This window comes from Streptomyces mesophilus, from assembly GCF_011044995.1.
GTDB lineage: Bacteria > Actinomycetota > Actinomycetes > Streptomycetales > Streptomycetaceae > Streptomyces > Streptomyces mesophilus.
This window is the reverse complement of record NZ_JAAKZW010000202.1, coordinates 1-15,372: the sequence shown is the minus strand read 5'-3', so window position 1 is coordinate 15,372 and position 15,372 is coordinate 1. Positions and strand designations below refer to the sequence as shown.

Annotated in this window: 15 protein-coding genes; 10 read left to right on the top strand and 5 right to left on the bottom strand. The window is 70.5% G+C overall.

All coding sequences use genetic code 11. From position 1 onward, the window contains the following. The first annotated feature begins 118 nt into the window (after positions 1-118). From G6045_RS31990 to G6045_RS31970, 5 genes are all read left to right on the top strand, one after another. The gene (locus G6045_RS31990; RefSeq protein WP_165335671.1) at positions 119-2,395 is read left to right on the top strand and encodes a molybdopterin oxidoreductase family protein; all 2,277 of its coding nucleotides are present in this window, start codon (positions 119-121) and stop codon (positions 2,393-2,395) included. Between the two features lie 161 nt (positions 2,396-2,556). Further along, positions 2,557-4,014: a CitMHS family transporter gene (locus G6045_RS31985; protein ID WP_165335670.1), complete on the top strand. Its 1,458-nt coding sequence runs from the start codon at positions 2,557-2,559 to the stop codon at positions 4,012-4,014. 4 nt (positions 4,015-4,018) lie between these two features. Beyond that, positions 4,019-5,287, top strand: coding sequence for an MFS transporter (locus tag G6045_RS31980; protein WP_165335669.1), 1,269 nt, complete (start codon positions 4,019-4,021; stop codon positions 5,285-5,287). Positions 5,288-5,416: 129 nt separating this feature from the next. Then, positions 5,417-6,829 carry an aldehyde dehydrogenase family protein gene (locus G6045_RS31975; RefSeq protein ID WP_165335668.1) on the top strand — a complete coding sequence of 471 codons (1,413 nt, stop codon included), beginning with the start codon at positions 5,417-5,419 and terminating at the stop codon, positions 6,827-6,829. Between the two features lie 34 nt (positions 6,830-6,863). Further along, positions 6,864-7,943, top strand: coding sequence for a Zn-dependent alcohol dehydrogenase (locus tag G6045_RS31970; RefSeq protein WP_165335667.1), 1,080 nt, complete (start codon positions 6,864-6,866; stop codon positions 7,941-7,943). Positions 7,944-7,974: 31 nt separating this feature from the next. On the opposite strand, the gene G6045_RS31965 is transcribed toward G6045_RS31970, so the two are convergent. Then, positions 7,975-8,934, bottom strand: coding sequence for a DMT family transporter (locus G6045_RS31965; RefSeq protein WP_165335666.1), 960 nt, complete (start codon positions 8,932-8,934; stop codon positions 7,975-7,977). A gap of 113 nt (positions 8,935-9,047) precedes the next feature. After that, positions 9,048-9,677, bottom strand: coding sequence for a TetR/AcrR family transcriptional regulator (locus G6045_RS31960; protein WP_165335665.1), 630 nt, complete (start codon positions 9,675-9,677; stop codon positions 9,048-9,050). 68 nt (positions 9,678-9,745) lie between these two features. Between G6045_RS31960 and G6045_RS31955 the strand changes: the two genes are divergently transcribed. From G6045_RS31955 to G6045_RS31945, 3 genes are all read left to right on the top strand, one after another. Further along, entirely contained in the window at positions 9,746-10,897 is a 1,152-nt protein-coding gene (locus G6045_RS31955; RefSeq protein ID WP_165335664.1) for an acyl-CoA dehydrogenase family protein, read from the top strand. Positions 10,898-10,957: 60 nt separating this feature from the next. After that, positions 10,958-11,245 carry a YiaA/YiaB family inner membrane protein gene (locus G6045_RS31950; protein ID WP_165335663.1) on the top strand — a complete coding sequence of 96 codons (288 nt, stop codon included), beginning with the start codon at positions 10,958-10,960 and terminating at the stop codon, positions 11,243-11,245. Between the two features lie 82 nt (positions 11,246-11,327). Next, entirely contained in the window at positions 11,328-11,951 is a 624-nt protein-coding gene (locus G6045_RS31945; protein WP_165335662.1) for a TetR/AcrR family transcriptional regulator, read from the top strand. A gap of 51 nt (positions 11,952-12,002) precedes the next feature. Here the strand turns inward: G6045_RS31945 and G6045_RS31940 are convergent, their stop codons facing one another. After that, entirely contained in the window at positions 12,003-12,467 is a 465-nt protein-coding gene (locus tag G6045_RS31940; RefSeq protein ID WP_165335661.1) for a MaoC family dehydratase, read from the bottom strand. 128 nt (positions 12,468-12,595) lie between these two features. Between G6045_RS31940 and soxR the strand changes: the two genes are divergently transcribed. Then, positions 12,596-13,060, top strand: coding sequence for a redox-sensitive transcriptional activator SoxR (soxR, locus tag G6045_RS31935; RefSeq protein WP_165335660.1), 465 nt, complete (start codon positions 12,596-12,598; stop codon positions 13,058-13,060). A gap of 32 nt (positions 13,061-13,092) precedes the next feature. Here the strand turns inward: soxR and G6045_RS31930 are convergent, their stop codons facing one another. Next, positions 13,093-14,169, bottom strand: a complete 1,077-nt coding sequence (locus G6045_RS31930; RefSeq protein ID WP_165335659.1) for an RNA ligase (ATP) — start codon at positions 14,167-14,169, stop codon at positions 13,093-13,095. 143 nt (positions 14,170-14,312) lie between these two features. On the opposite strand from G6045_RS31930, the gene G6045_RS31925 reads away from it, so the two are divergent. Next, positions 14,313-15,059: a hypothetical protein gene (locus G6045_RS31925; protein ID WP_165335658.1), complete on the top strand. Its 747-nt coding sequence runs from the start codon at positions 14,313-14,315 to the stop codon at positions 15,057-15,059. Here the strand turns inward: G6045_RS31925 and G6045_RS31920 are convergent. Then, a partial coding sequence (locus G6045_RS31920; protein WP_165335657.1) for a 3-keto-5-aminohexanoate cleavage protein occupies positions 15,035-15,372 on the bottom strand: 338 nt, incomplete at its 5' end. The two genes, G6045_RS31925 and G6045_RS31920, sit on opposite strands and share 25 nt — an antisense overlap.

Here is a 15,372-nt window from a genome sequence, read left to right as displayed (position 1 = left end):
CCGCACGGCCGGATCCGGCGCACCCCCTCCCCACCGTGCATACCGGTCGGTATGCTCGCGGCGTACGCGCGACCCACCGCGCAGCCCGCGCACGACGACCGCCGCCCCGGGAGGGCCCGTGTCCGCCACCAGTGACGCCCGCGCCGCACAGTCCGCCACGGACAAGACCCGTACCGCTCTGCGTATCTGTCCGCTCTGCGAAGCCACCTGCGGCCTCACCCTCACCATCGAAGGCACCCGCGTCACCGGCGCCCGCGGCGACCAGGACGATGTGTTCAGCAAGGGGTTCATCTGCCCCAAGGGAGCCTCTTTCGGCGAGCTCGACGCCGACCCCGACCGGCTGCGCACCCCGCTCGTCCGCAAGGACGGCCGGCTCCAAGAGGCAAGCTGGGACGAGGCGTTCGACATGATCGCCGAGCGGCTGCGGCCGATCGTCGAGGCCCACGGGCCGGACGCGCTGGGCATCATGCTCGGCAACCCCAATGTGCACACCATGGCCGGCGGCCTGTATCCGCGCCTGCTGATCTCCCCGCTCAAGATCCGCAAGGTGTTCAGCGCCAGCACCCTCGACCAGATGCCCAAGCACGTCTCCAGCGGGCTGCTCTTCGGCGACCCCTTCGCGATCCCGGTGCCCGACCTCGACCACACCGACCATCTCCTGCTGATCGGCGCCAACCCGCTGGAGTCCAACGGCAGTCTGTGCACCGCCGCCGACTTCCCCGGCAAGCTCAAGGACCTCAAGAAGCGCGGCGGCACCCTGACCGTCGTCGACCCGCGCCGCACCCGTACCGCCAAGATGGCCACCCGGCACCTCTCGATACGCCCGGGCAGCGACGGGCTGCTGCTCGGGGCCCTCGCGTACACCCTGTTCGAGGAGGGCATCGTCGAGCTCGGTGACCTCGGGGCGTACGTGGAAGGGGTGGACCAAGTCCGCGAGGCGCTCGGTCGGTTCACTCCCGAGGCCGTGGCGGACGCCTGCGACATCCCGGCCGAGGAGATCCGCACCGTCGCCCGTGAACTCGCCGGCGCCCAGACCGCCGCCGTCTACGGCCGGATCGGCGCCAGCACCGTCGAGTTCGGCACCCTCACCAGCTGGCTCGTCGATGTGCTCAATGTGCTGACCGGCAACCTCGACCGCCCCGGCGGCGCGCTCTTCCCGCTCTCCGCCACCGACAAGGCACCGCGGCCCGCGGCGCCCGGCAAGGGCTTCGCGCTCGGCCGCTGGAAGAGCAGGGTCTCCGGACACCCGGAGGCCAAGGGCGAGTTGCCGGCCGCCGCGCTCGCCGAGGAGATCGACACCCCGGGCGAGGACCGGATCAGGGCCGTGCTCACCATCGCCGCCAACCCGGTCCTGTCCGCACCGGACGGCAACCGGCTCGACCAGGCGCTCGAGAGCCTCGACTTCATGGTCAGCGTCGATCCGTACCTCAACGAGACCTCGCGCCACGCGGATGTCGTGCTGCCCCCGCCGCCGCCCGCGCAGAGCGCACACTTCGACTTCGCGTTCAACGCCCTCGCCGTACGCAACCAGGTCCGCTACACCCGCGCCGCCGTACCCCTGGAAGAGGGCCTGCTCCAGGAGAGCGAGATCCTCTCCCGCCTCATCCTCGCCGCGACCGGTATGCACGGGGTGCCCGCGGAAACCGTCGACCGGATGGTCATCGAGAGCACCCTCGGCAAGGCCGTGGCCGACCCGCTCCAGCTGGTCCACGGACGCGACCCGAAGGAGCTCGCGGAGGAGCTCACCGGGGACAGCACCGTCGAGCAGCGGCTCGACATGATGCTGCGCCTCGGCCCGTACGGCGACGGCTTCGGCGCCCATCCCGAAGGCCTCACCCTCGCCAAGCTGCTCGCCCACCCGCACGGCATCGACCTCGGCCCGCTGCAGCCGCGGATCCCGGGGCTCCTGAAGACCCGCACCGGAAAGGTCGAGCTGCTGCCCGAGCCGATCGCCGAGCACCTGCCGCGGCTTGCGGCGGCGATGGACCGTACGCGCGACGGGCTCGTCCTCATCGGCCGCCGTCATCTGCGCTCGAACAACAGCTGGATGCACAACGTCCGCACCCTCGCCGGCGGCTCCAACCGCTGCACTCTCCAGATGCACCCCGACGACGCCCGCCGCCTCGGCCTCACCGACGGCGAGCGGGCACGCGTGAAGGGCGACGGAGGCGAGATCGAGGTGCCGGTGGAGATCACCGACACCGTACGGACGGGGGTGGTGAGCCTGCCGCACGGCTGGGGCCATGACCGGCCCGGCACCCGGATGTCCGTCGCGCACGCCAGCCCCGGCGCCAACTACAACCAGCTCCTCGACGGCACCCGGCTCGACGTGCTCTCGGGTACGGCGGTGCAGAACGGTGTGCCCGTCCAGGTCGCACCCGTGGGGACGGCGTGAGCCGGCCTCTGTGCGCACAACCCTCTGACGCACCGCTGTGACCTGGAGTTTTGCGCTTATTGCTCGCGCGTCAACATCTTGTTAACGCAAGTTCGCGGCACCTAACGTCGTCCGGACCGCCGCCTCTGGTGGAAGTTCAAGGGCGAACGTTAGGTGTCCATATGCTGACCATCCTCGGCTTCGCCATGATCGCGACCTTCCTGGTCCTGATCATGCTGAAGAAGATGTCGCCGATCGCGGCGCTGGTCCTCATCCCCGCGCTCTTCTGCGTGTTCGTCGGGAAGGGAGCCCATCTCGGGGACTACGTCCTCGAAGGCGTCACGAGCCTCGCGCCCACCGCGGCGATGCTGATGTTCGCGATCGTCTACTTCGGAGTGATGATCGACGTCGGCCTCTTCGACCCGATCGTCCGGGGCATCCTGCGCTTCTGCAAGGCCGACCCGATGCGCATCGTCGTCGGTACGGCCGTGCTCGCCGCGATCGTCTCGCTCGACGGCGACGGCTCGACCACGTTCATGATCACGGTCTCGGCGATGTACCCGCTGTACAAGCGCCTGGGCATGAGCCTGGTCGTGATGACCGGTGTGGCCGCCACCGCCAACGGCGTGATGAACACGCTGCCCTGGGGCGGTCCGACCGCCCGCGCCGCGACCGCGCTGAAGCTGGACGCGTCCGACATCTTCGTGCCGATGATCCCGGCCCTCGCGGTCGGTCTGCTCGCCGTCTTCCTCCTCTCGTACGTGCTCGGCCTGCGCGAGCGCAAGCGCCTCGGTGTGCTGACCCTCGACGAGGTCCTGGAGAAGGAGCCGGAGCCCGAGACGGTGCTCGTCGGCGCGGGCGGCGGCAAGCGCGACGGCAAGGCAGGCGACAAGGTGGCGCTGAACAAGCCCACCGGTGGCGCCGGTTCGGGTACGGACGCCTTCGCCGCGGACGCCTCCGCCACGGACGCCTCCTCCTCCGACGAGGACGAGGACGACTTCCAGGGCCTCGACCCCCACCGCGACACCCTGCGCCCCAAGCTGTACTGGTTCAACGCGGGCCTCACCGTCGCACTGCTCGCCGCCATGATCATGGAGCTGCTGCCGATCCCGGTCCTGTTCCTGCTCGGCGCGGCCCTGGCCCTCACGGTCAACTTCCCGCACATGCCCGACCAGAAGGCCCGGATCGCCGCCCACGCGGACAACGTCCTCAACGTCTCCGGCATGGTCTTCGCCGCCGCCGTCTTCACCGGTGTCCTCCAGGGCACGGGCATGGTCGACAGCATGGCGCGCTGGCTGGTCGACACCATCCCGGCCGGCATGGGCCCGCACATGGGCCTGGTCACCGGACTGCTCAGCCTCCCGCTGACGTACTTCATGTCGAACGACGGCTTCTACTTCGGCGTCCTGCCCGTTCTCGCCGAGGCCGGCGCCGCCCACGGCGTCTCGCCGCTGGAGATCGCCCGGGCCTCGCTCGCCGGCCAGGCCCTGCACATGTCCAGCCCGCTGGTGCCCGCGGTGTACGTGCTCGTCGGCATGGCGAAGGTCGAGTTCGGCGACCACACCCGCTTCACCGTGAAGTGGGCGGCGCTCACCTCGCTGGTGGTGCTGTTCTCCGGAATCCTCTTCGGGATCATCTGACCTCATGACCGAGGACATACGGCCCGGCAGGGGCTGGCTGCTCCGTCTCGTCATCGCCTTCGGCTTCGCGCAGGCGGCGGTGTCGATGGCGCGACCGGCCGTCTCCTACCGGGCCCTCGGCCTGGGCGCCGACGAGCGGGCGATCGGTGTGATCGCCGGTGTGTACGCGCTGCTCCCGCTGTTCGCCGCCGTACCGCTCGGCCGCCGCACCGACCACGGACGGTGCGCGCCCCTGCTGCCCGTCGGAGTCGTCCTGATCGCGGGCGGCTGCGCACTGAGCGGCATGGCGAACTCCCTGGCGGCGATGGCCGCCTGGAGCGGCGTGATGGGGCTCGGGCATCTCGCCTTCGTCATCGGCGCCCAGTCGATCGTGGCCCGCCAGTCCGCACCGGCCGAACAGGACCGCAATTTCGGCCACTTCACCATCGGCGCCTCGCTCGGCCAGCTGATCGGTCCGATCGCGGCGGGCGCCCTGGTCACGGGCGGCTCGCACGGCGACGCCATGGCCCGTACGAGCGCACTGGCCCTGCTCGTCTCGGCGGGCGTGGCCATGGTCTCGTTCGTGTCCCTGTGGCGCATCGAGCACCACAAGCCGGCGAAGAAGCCGACCAAGGACGCGAAAGTCCCGGTCCACCGCATCCTGCGGACGCGCGGCGTTCCCGCCGGCATCCTGATCAGCCTGGCCGTGCTCTCGGCCACCGACATCCTCACCGCGTATCTGCCGGTGATCGGCGAACACCGCGGCATCGCACCGTCCGTGATCGGACTGCTGCTCAGCCTGCGCGCGGCCGCCACCATCGCCTGCCGTCTGGTGATGACCCCGATGATCCGGCTGATCGGCCGCACCGCACTCCTGGTGTCGACCTGTCTGCTCGCCGGACTGCTCTGCGCCGGTATCGCCCTGCCTGTACCGGTATGGGCGCTTGCCGTCATGCTCGCCGTCCTGGGCTTCTGCCTCGGGGTAGGCCAGCCGCTGTCGATGACCACCGTCGTCCAGGCCGCCCCCGCCGAGGCCCGCTCCACCGCCCTCGCCCTGCGCCTGACCGGCAACCGGCTCGGGCAGGTCGCGACCCCTGCCTCGGCCGGACTGATCGCGGGCGTGGCGGGGATCGGTGCACCTTTCGTCATGCTCGGTGTGCTTCTGGTGGGTGCGGCGGCACTTGGGCTGCGTCGTCCGGGGCCATCCCCTTCGTCGCCGCCATCCCCTTCCCGGGCCGCATCAACTACCGTCACGGACCGGGACGTTCGGACCCCCCTGGCGCGCGAAAACTAACAGCGCTAGTTTGGAGGCCCTGCGCAGCACTTCTGCCTGCGCGGCTCTCGTACGACGAGGTCGTACGAGAGGTTCGGACGCGACCCGTACGCGGGGTGCGTACGCAGGTGACGTCAGGGAGGTCGAGGCATGAAGCCGCACGAGGGGCTCTACATCAACGGCGCATGGACGCCCGGGGCATCCGCGGAGACCATCGAGGTGGTCAACCCGGCCGACGAGCAGGTGATCGGCCATGTCGCCGCGGCCGGCCGCGAGGACGTCGACACGGCGGTACGCGCCGCCCGCGCCGCGCTGCCGGGCTGGGCCGCGACACCGCCCGCCGAACGCGCCGCGAAGCTCACCGCCTTGCGGGACGCGCTCGCCGCGCGCCACGAGGAGATCGCCGAGACCGTCACCGCCGAACTGGGCGCCCCGCTCGCCTTCGCCAAGATGGTGCACGCGGGTCTGCCGATCGCGGTCGCCGGTACGTATGCCGAGCTGGCCGCCACGTACGCCTTCGAGGAGAAGCTCGGCAACTCGACCGTGCTGCACGAGCCGGTCGGCGTCGTGGGCGCGATCACGCCCTGGAACTACCCGCTGCACCAGATCGTCGCCAAGGTCGCGCCCGCGCTCGCCGCCGGCTGCACCGTCGTCCTCAAGCCCGCCGAGGACACGCCGCTCGTCGCGCAGCTCTTCGCCGACGCCGTACACGAAGCGGGCGTGCCCGCCGGTGTGTTCAACCTGGTGACAGGTCTCGGTCCGGTCGCCGGGCAGGCGCTCGCCGAGCACCCCGATGTCGACCTGGTCTCCTTCACCGGCTCCACCGCCGTCGGCAAGCAGATCGGCGCCACCGCGGGCTCCGCGATCAAGCGCGTCGCCCTGGAGCTCGGCGGCAAGTCCGCCAACGTGATCCTGCCGAGCGCCGATCTGGCCAAGGCGGTCAACGTCGGCGTCGCCAACGTGATGTCCAACTCCGGCCAGACGTGCAGCGCCTGGACCCGGATGCTGGTCCACACCGACCAGTACGACGAGGCCGTCCAGCTGGCCGCCGCGGCCGCCGCCAAGTACGTGGCCGGCGACCCGCACGACGAGACCAGCCGCCTCGGCCCCGTCGTCAACGCCAAGCAGCACGCCCGCGTGCGCGGCTACATCACGCGCGGCATCGAGGAGGGCGCCCGGATCGTCGCCGGCGGCCCCGAGGCACCGCACCCCACCGGCTACTACGTCAGCCCCACGATCTTCGCCGACGTCCGCCCGGAGATGACCATCGCGCAGGAGGAGATCTTCGGCCCGGTGATCTCGATGATCCGGTACGAGGACGAGGCGGACGCACTGCGTATCGCCAACGGCACGGTGTACGGGCTCGCAGGCGCCGTCTGGGCCGGTGACAAGGACGAGGCCGTGGCCTTCGCGCGCCGCATGGACACCGGGCAGGTCGACATCAACGGCGGGAAGTTCAACCCCCTTGCCCCGTTCGGCGGTTACAAGCAGTCCGGGGTCGGCCGTGAGCTCGGGCCGCACGGTCTGACCGAGTATCTGCAGACGAAGTCGCTGCAGTTCTGATCCGCCGCCCCGTCTAGTTCAGGAGTACGCAACCGTGGTCCGCGCCGCCGTTCTGCCCGCCGTGGGCTCCCCGCTGGAGCTCGTCGAGATCGATCTGCCCGAGCCGGGCCCCGGGCAGGTGCGGGTCAAGCTCGCCGCCGCCGGGGTCTGCCACTCGGACCTCTCCCTGTCCAACGGCACCATGAAGGTGCCGACGCCCTGCGTCCTCGGCCACGAGGGTGCGGGCACGGTGCTCGCGGTCGGCGAGGGCGTGGACCATATCGCCGTCGGCGATGCGGTGGTGCTCAACTGGGCGCCGTCCTGCGGCAGCTGCCACCACTGCACGATCGGCGAGGTGTGGCTCTGCGTGAGCGCGCTGGCCGGGTCGGCGAACGTCTACGCCCGTACCGCCGACGGCCAGGACCTCCACCCGGGCCTGAACGTCGCCGCGTTCGCCGAGGAGACGGTGGTCGCCGCGAACTGCGTCCTGCCGGTCCCGGACGGCGTCCCGCTCACGGACGCCGCACTGCTCGGCTGCGCCGTGCTGACCGGGTACGGCGCGATTCACCACTCGGCACGCGTACGGGAAGGAGAGTCCGTCGCCGTCTACGGCGTCGGCGGCGTCGGACTCGCCACGCTGCAGTCCGCCCGTATCGCCGGGGCCGGACCGATCATCGCGGTCGACGTCTCCCCGGCGAAGGAGGAACTGGCCCGCGCGGCCGGCGCCACCGAGTTCGTGCTCGCCTCCGACACCACCGCCAAGGACATCCGCAAGCTGACCGGGGGCCGGGGTGCGGATGTCGCCGTCGAGTGCGTCGGACGGGCCGACACCATCCGTACGGCCTGGGAGTCCACCCGTCGCGGCGGCCGCACCACGGTCGTCGGCATCGGCGGCAAGGACCAGCAAGTGACGTTCAACGCCCTGGAGTTGTTCCACTGGGGCCGCACCCTGGCCGGCTGCGTCTACGGCAACTGCGACCCGGTCGCCGACCTGCCGGTCCTCGCCGAACACATCCGCGCGGGCCGCCTCGACCTGTCGGCACTGGTCACCGAGCACATCGCACTCGACGGCATCCCGGCCGCCTTCGAGAACATGATCGCGGGCAAGGGCGGCCGGGCGCTGGTCGTCTTCTAGCTTTTGGCTTTTGGCTTCTTGCTTTTGGCTTCTAGCGCGTCTTCGTGGAGTCGGCCGGGTCCACCACGGGACCCGGCTCCTGCGCGGTCGCCACCACGCGAGAGCGTCCCTTCGAGCGTGAAACCCCCACGCCCGCAAGGCAGATGGCGCCGCCGAGCAGCGTCAGCCAGCCCGGCACCTCGTCGAGCGCCAGCCACGACATCAGGACCACGATCGCGGGCACGGCGTACGTGGTGGCGCCCATCTTGCCCGCGGTCGTACGGGCCAGGGCGTAGGCCCAGGTCGTGAAGGCGAGCGCGGTCGGGAAGATGCCCAGGTAGACCATGTTGAGCGTCGCGGACACGGGGGCGTCGCCCAGCTCGGACAGCAGCACCCCGCTGAACGGCAGACAGGCCACCGCGCCGATCAGGCACCCGAAGGTCGTCACCTGCAGCGGACTGGCGTGCTTCAGTGCGGGCTTCTGCGCGACCACACCACCGGCGTACGAGACGGCGGCGAGCAGGCAGAGCAGCACGCCGAGCAGCGAGGCGTTGCCCTCGCCGGACATCGACAGACCGACCACCGCCGCGCCGAGGAACGACACCGCCATCCCCGCGAGCAGCCGCTTCGGCAGCCCTTCCTTCAGCAGCCAGCCGGCGAGCAGCGCCATGACCAGGGGCCCGACGTTCACGACCAGCGCGGCCGTGCCCGCGTCGACCTTCTGCTCGCCCCAGTTGAGCACCACCATGTACAGGCCGAACCAGAGCAGCCCGGAGATCGCGATCCCGGGCCAGGCGGCCTTGGGCGGCAGCCCCTCGCGGCGTATCAGCAGGAACGCGCCGAGCGTCACCGCACCCGCGAGCAGCCGGCCGAGCGCGAGTGCGCCCGGTGAATAGGCCTCGCCCGCGCTGCGGATGGAGACGAAGGCGGAGGCCCACAGCACGACCGTGATGCTCGCGGCGCCGAGCGCGAGCAGTTCGGAGCGGCGGGAAACGGGTGGAGAGGTCGTCATGCAGCGGACCCTACGTGCCCGACGCTTCGGCGCCCACCGAATTGACGCCCGGCGTCAATCGGGCGGCCCGCAGGGCCCTGAACTGTTGCTTCACACGGCCCTGAGCTGTCGCTTCACAGCGCCCTGAACTGCTGCTCCAACCCGTCGAGCAGTGCCGTGAGCCCGGTCTCGAAGGCCCGCTCGTCCACCTTCTCCTGGCGGTCGGCCAGCAGGTGCGCCTGCCCGAGGTGCGGATAGTCGGCGGGGTCGTACGCGGTCTCGTCGTCCACGAAACCGCCCGCGAACGAGCCGATCGCCGAGCCCATGATGAAGTACCGCATCAGCGCGCCGATCGAGGTGGCCTGAGCGGGCGGCCAGCCTGCCGCTGTCATGGCGCCGAACACCGCGTCGGCGACCTTCAGACCCGAGGGCCTGCGCCCCGGCCCGCGGGCGAGCACCGGAACGATATGCGGGTGGTCCCGCAGCGCCGCCCGGTAGGACACCGCCCAGTCGTGCAGCGCGTCCCGCCACGGCCGCCCGTCCTCGAACATCGACAGATCGACCTGGGCGCTCACCGAGTCCGCGACCGCCTCCAGGATCTGGTCCTTCGTACGGAAGTGGTTGTAGAGCGACGGCCCGCTCACTCCGAGCTCCGCGGCGAGCCGCCGTGTGGAGACGGCCGCGAGCCCTTCGGCGTCGACCAGCGCACGCGCGGTCTCGACGATGCGGTCGGTGCTCAGGAGGGGCTTGCGCGGTCGGGCCATGCGGCACATAGTAGGGCCCTGAAGTCAAAAACTAGCAGTGGTAATTAAACGTAGTGGGGTGGGCGCCGATGAACCTGGAACTGAGCGACGAGCAGACGGCCGTACGCGAACTCGCCCGTGACTTCACGGCCCGCGAGATCGCCCCGCACGTCACCGCGTGGGACCGCGCCGAACAGGTCGACCGGGCGATCGTGAAGAAGCTCGGCGAGGTCGGCTTCCTCGGGCTCACCGTCGACGAGCAGTACGGCGGCAGCGGCGGCGACCACCTCGCGTACTGCCTGGTCACCGAGGAGCTCGGCCGCGGTGACTCCTCGGTGCGCGGCATCGTCTCCGTCTCGCTCGGCCTCGTCGCCAAGACGATCGCCGCCTGGGGGAACGAGGAGCAGAAGCAGCGGTGGCTGCCCGGCCTCACTTCCGGTGCGTACGTCGGGTGCTTCGGCCTCACCGAGCCCGGCACCGGCTCCGACGCGGGCAACCTCACCACCAAGGCCGTACGGGACGGCGACACGTATGTCGTCAGCGGCACCAAGATGTTCATCACCAACGGCACCTGGGCCGAGGTGGTGCTGCTGTTCGCGCGCACCAATGGCGCACCCGGCCACAAGGGCGTCTCCGCGTTCCTGATCCCCACCGACAGCCCCGGTCTGAGCCGCCGCGAGATCCACGGCAAGCTCGGTCTGCGCGGTCAGGCGACCGCGGAACTCGTCCTCGAAGACGTCCGCGTCCCCGCCTCGGCGATGCTCGGCCCCGAGGGCAAGGGCTTCTCCGTCGCGATGTCCGCGCTCGCCAAGGGCCGGATGTCGGTCGCGGCGGGCTGCGTCGGGATCGCCCAGGCGGCGCTGGACGCGGCCGTCAAGTACGCGGGGGAGCGGGAGCAGTTCGGCGGCCCGATCGCCCGCCACCAGCTGGTCCAGGAGCTGATCAGCGATATCGCCGTCGACGTGGACGCGGCCCGGCTGCTGACCTGGCGCGTCGCCGACCTCATCGACCGCGGGCTGCCGTTCGCCACCGAATCGTCCAAGGCCAAGCTGTTCGCCTCGGAGGCGGCGGTGCGCGCGGCCAACAACTGCCTCCAGGTGTTCGGCGGTTATGGCTATATCGATGAATACCCCGCCGGGAAGCTGCTCCGGGACGCCCGTGTGATGACGCTGTACGAAGGCACCTCGCAGATACAGAAGTTGCTCATCGGGCGTGCGCTGACGGGAGTTTCGGCGTTCTGAGTACCGCCTGAGTATCTGTACGGATGTGGCCTGGCTCACAGATGCTTCACCCTGTCGCGTATGACTGACGCGCCGATCAAGCAGCAGAACACCACCGGCTTCTACGGGATGGCCATCGCCTCATTCTCGATCGCCCTCGGTTCCGTGGGTATCGCGCTCCTCTATATGGACGTCGATGTCTGGATCCGGGCCTTCATGGCGATCTCGGTCCTGTATCTGACGACCTCCGCGATCACGCTCTCCAAGGTCGTGCGCGACCGGCAGGAGGCCGGGCAGATCGTCAGCCGGGTGGACCAGGCCCGGATGGAGAAGATCCTCGCGGAGCACGACCCCTTCCGTACCCCTTGAGCGGTATGCCGCGCGACAGCCACTAAGCGCTTGCTCACCGGTCGGGGTATGGTGTTCGCCCGATGACCGGAAGGGGCGAGTGATGACCGCGACCGAGGAGACCCAGGACGTGCCCTGGGGTGACGTCACCCCGGATGCCGCCCGGCGGCTGATGGTCGCGGCGGTCGAGGCCTTCGCCGAGCGCGGGTACCACGCGACGACCACGCGGGACATCGCGGGGCGCGCGGGCATGAGCCCTGCCGCGCTCTACATCCACTACAAGACCAAGGAAGAGCTGCTCCACAAGATCAGCACCCTCGGTCACACCAAGGCCGTGAACATCCTCGCCACCGCCGCCGACGCGGACGGCACCGCCGCCGACCGCCTCGCGCAGGCGGTGCGCTCGTTCGTGATCTGGCACGCCGGCCACCACACCACCGCCCGCGTCGTCCAGTACGAGCTCGACGCACTCGACGCGGAGCACCGCGCCGAGGTCGTGCAGCTGCGCCGGCAGTGCGACGCGGCCGTACGGCGGATCCTCGACGACGGTGTGAAGTCCGGCGAGTTCGAGGTCCCGGACATCCCCGGCGCCACGCTCGCGGTGCTCTCGCTCTGCATCGACGTGGCCCGCTGGTTCAACGTCCAGGGGCGCCGGACACCCGACGAGGTCGGCGCGTCGTACGCCGACCTCGTGCTGCGGATGGTGGGGGCGCGGCCCCGCTCGTAAGGCCTCGAAAGCCTGGCCGTGGGGCCTAGAGCCTGTCTTGTGGATCAGGCCCTAGAAGTAGAAGCGGGAGACGGACTCGGCCACACAGGCCGGCTTGCCGCCGTCCTCGCGCTCGACGGTCACCGTCGTCGTCAACTGCACACCGCCGTCAGGGGTGTCGGCCACCTCCTTGATCACCGCGGTCGCGCGCACCCGCGAGCCGACCGGGACGGGGGAGGGGAAGCGCACCTTGTTGGTGCCGTAGTTGATGCCCATCTTCACGTTCTCGACGCGCATGATCTGCGGGACGAGCGTGGGCAGCAGCGACAGCGTCAGATAGCCGTGCGCGATGGTCGTGCCGAACGGTCCCGCGGCCGCCTTCTCGGCATCGACGTGGATCCACTGGTGGTCGCCGGTGGCCTCCGCGAAGAGATCGATCCGCTTCTGGTCGACCTCCAGCCACTCACCTCCGCCGAGCTCCTCGCCGATCGCCGCACGCAGCTCCTCGGCCGACCTGAAGATCCTGGGCTCTGCCATGTCCTCTGCCTCCACTCGTTGTCTAAGCGCTTGCTCAGCATGGTCGTCCGCCCGCGCCCATGTCAACGGAACGACAGGTGCCATGCCCGGCGCGGAGCGGGTGCGGCGCAGCACGTAGGGTCCAGGGCGTGCCGCAGATTCCCGAGAAGATCCATGAACTCACCGTCGGCCAGCTGTCCGCGCGCAGCGGCGCGGCCGTGTCGGCCCTGCACTTCTACGAGTCCAAGGGCCTGATCAGCAGTCGCCGCACCTCCGGCAATCAGCGCCGCTACAGCCGCGACGCCCTGCGCCGGGTCGCCTTCGTCCGCGCCGCGCAGCGCGTCGGCATCCCGCTCGCCACCATCCGCGACGCGCTCGCCGAGCTCCCCGAGGAGCGCACCCCGAACCGCGAGGACTGGACCCGCCTCTCGCAGGCCTGGCGCAAGGAGCTGGACGAGCGCATCAAGCAGCTCGGCCGGCTGCGCGACCATCTGACCGACTGCATCGGCTGCGGCTGTCTGTCCCTGGAGACCTGCGTCCTGTCCAACCCCGACGACGTCTTCGGCGAGCGTCTTACGGGGTCGCGCCTGCTGGCCGAGAAGAAGACCTCGTAGTACGGGGTTCGGGGGCGCGCCCCCGAACCGCCTCACTCGTACTCGGTGCCGCCCTTGCGGGTCAGATACGCGGGGCTCACGGCCTTCGCGATGGCCCGCGAGCCGAGCACGTCGCTGCGCCGCTCCACCGCGGGCCGGACCACGACGCCCTCCCGCAGATGCAGTTCACGACCCGAGACCGTCTCGCGCCCGGAGGCGTACGCGAAGACCAACTCCTCGTCGTACGGGCCCTCGTAGAGCGTGGGCACCAGCGGCAGCCGCTCCTCGAGCAGCTCGACGAGCTCCACCGGGTCCAGCCACCGCACCTGCCGGCCGACCTCCACGGACACGTCGAACACGGCGTACCCGAGCGACTCGCGCCGCCCGTCCGCGCCGTATGTCAGGTCCTGTACGCCGGCCCCGTACACCTCGCCGAACAGCCCGACCCTGCGGGCGTCGAGGCGCTTGGCGAGGTACGCGGCGACCGACGGGACGTCGAAGGCGCGCACCGCCCGCCAGTACAGATTGCGCGGGTCCTCCTTCAGGGCCAGGTACTTGCCGCCGAAGCCCTTGGAGGTGACCTGCACCTGGCCGCTGTCGGCGAAGTACGTGACCAGGCAGGCGGTTCCGTGCAGCTTCTCGGTGAGGACGACCTGCTCACCGGGCTCGAAGATGCCCGGATAGCGCTGGAGGTTCTCGATGTCGACCCAGGGGAGCAGCTCGGGTGCGACCTCGACCTCGCCGTTCATCGTGGTGGGCACCTCGGGCACCCACTTGGTGATGCCGAGCCTCTCCGCGAAGTCGGTGCCGTCCGCGGCGGCCTGTGCCAGGTCGACGTCCGCGAGTGCGGCGGGCCGGCAGACCAGGCCCTGCGACAGCTCGCCGCGCAGCCGGATCGCCTTGACGCGGTTGGCCTTCGACCCCGCGAGCCGGCCGGTGAGCCCCAGCTCCTCGATCAACTCATCGGGCAGGACCGCCTGTTCCGGGATGTAGACGGCGTGCTCGCCACTGCGGTACGCGCCCTTGGCGACGACGGCCCGGTACAGGCCCACCTGGGCCAGTTCGAGGGCGTCGGCCCCGGGATGCTCGTGAACGGTCAGCTCTTCGGCGGTGACGCGCAGCGTCGACATGGCGGGGCTCCTGGTGCGTTCAGTTCGGTTTCATCGCCTCCTACTGTCCGGGGGCCAATCCCGTGGAGCGAGCGGATTTCGCTCTGGTAGCGTCACGCTCTTCGCCCGGCGCGACCGGTTGCGGAGTCCTGACGGGGGCTGCCATGCCTTCTGCTGCGCTGGATGCGGCTGTTGACCGGGTGCGGGTGGTGTTCGCGGGTGCTTCGAGCCCGTTCGAAGTGGGCTGTTCGATGTGCCATCCGCGCGAGTGGATCGCGCTGTTGCGGACGCCGGATGCGCCGATCCCCGCGGAAGCGGTCGAGATGTATGCGCAGGAAGTGGAAGATCACTTCGACGATTTCGGCGCGAGCATGCGGCGTCTCCTGCCCGACCTGGTGCGGCAGTTGGCCGCCGGTGGCAGCCGGGCCGCGAGCGGCTTCGGGATCCGGGCGCTCGGCCGGGTCGACTGGCTCGCGCAGCCGGCCCATGAAAGTGCGGCGGTGCTCGGCTTCTTCCGGGCTTGGTGGCTGGACACCTTGCGATCCCCGGAGCCGCTCTATCCGGTCGACGGCGTGTTCCAGACCTGCGTGACCGCGACCCGTACCGTCACCCCGTATCTGGGGGCGTGGGCAGCGCAGGAGCCCGGCGGCCCCGCGGAAGCCCATCTGCACGAGTTCTTGGATCACCACCACCTCGACCTCGTCAACGACGACGAGCACATCATCTCGTGGTGGATGGACTACGACCGCCCGATGCCCCTGCCGGAGATCGTCACCTGGGTCCGGGGGTACGCCATCGAGCGGATCCGAGCCCAGGGGGCGGACCCTGACCTCCTGGAGAAGCTCGACCTCCTACGGCTGCCCGTGGGCGAGGAGCGGTGGGCGGCCTACGAGGCCAGGTTCCTCACCTGAGCCACCAACTCGGCGTTGTCCGCGGCCAACCGCCCGTCCGGCAGCCGGAGCGTGTCCTCCAACCCGACCCGAGTAGCCAACCCCCGCTCCAGCGCCAGCCGCAGCACCGGCCAGGCCCCGCCCTCCTCGCCGTGCAGGAGCACCGGGCGGCCGTGTGCCGTGCCGATCTCGTCGAGCAGGGCGGCCGCCGACGCGCGGGCCGTGTCCGCCGAGGTGTCCGTCACCTCGGCGAGGACGCGCAACACCTTGGACGCCAAAGGGGATTCAAGGAGGCGGCGCGGTCCGTCCGTGCCCGACCACAGCCCCGCCTCTG